The organism is Mesorhizobium sp. M7A.F.Ca.CA.003.01.2.1 (assembly GCF_003998945.1).
Lineage (GTDB): Bacteria > Pseudomonadota > Alphaproteobacteria > Rhizobiales > Rhizobiaceae > Mesorhizobium > Mesorhizobium ciceri.
This window is the reverse complement of record NZ_RZRA01001480.1, coordinates 1-780: the sequence shown is the minus strand read 5'-3', so window position 1 is coordinate 780 and position 780 is coordinate 1. Positions and strand designations below refer to the sequence as shown.

Annotated in this window: 1 protein-coding gene; it reads left to right on the top strand. The window is 65.3% G+C overall.

Annotation, left to right across the window (positions count from 1 at the left end; all coding sequences use genetic code 11):
• Positions 1-581: ABC transporter ATP-binding protein (locus tag EN969_RS36700; protein ID WP_164758773.1), on the top strand; the 581-nt coding region annotated here is incomplete at its 5' end.
• Positions 582-780: the final 199 nt, after the last annotated feature.

Here is a 780-nt window from a genome sequence, read left to right as displayed (position 1 = left end):
GCGAAGTGAGAGCCCGCGTCGGCGACCTGCTGCAATCGGTTCGCCTCGCCGGCGCCACGGCCGAGCAGAAGTCGCGTTCGCTGTCCGGCGGCCAGCGGCAGCGGGCGGCAATCGCGCGCGCCTTCGCCGGCGTGCCGAAGGTCGTCGTGCTCGATGAACCGACCTCCGCGCTCGACGTCTCCGTCCAGGCGACCGTTCTCAACCTGCTCAACGACCTGCAGCGCGACAAGGACACGACCTATCTGTTCATCAGCCACGACCTCAGGGTGGTGCGCTACATGGCCGACAGGATCGGCGTGCTCTATCGCGGACGCCTGGTCGAAACCGGCTCCTCCGACCAGATTTTTCGCGGCCCCAACCACCCCTATACGGCCCTGCTTTTGGCTGCGTCCTCCGACGAAGCTGCGCCGAGACTATCCGCTCCAATCGAGATCGAGGCAGCCGGCGTCCCGAATACGGGGTGCTCCTTCGCCGACCGCTGCCCGCTGGTCCTGCCCGACTGCCGAAAGGCGGAGCCGCCGGCCCGAGAGGTCGCGGCCGGCCACCGGATCGCCTGCTGGCGGCACCGCCAGGGTTTTTGAGCGGCTCAACAGCAGTCCGAAGGTCCGCCGCGGCGGGGTTTTTGCGGCAAGCAGATGGTCGATGTACGAACCTCTCTGACGGCTGCCGCCAAGTTCACGCGGCTATGCCGGGGTTGGGAGCTTCCTCGCATACAATTACATTCGTTTATGCTAATATATTTCAGCCATGCACATTCGTTCATGGCGAACATGTGGGAGG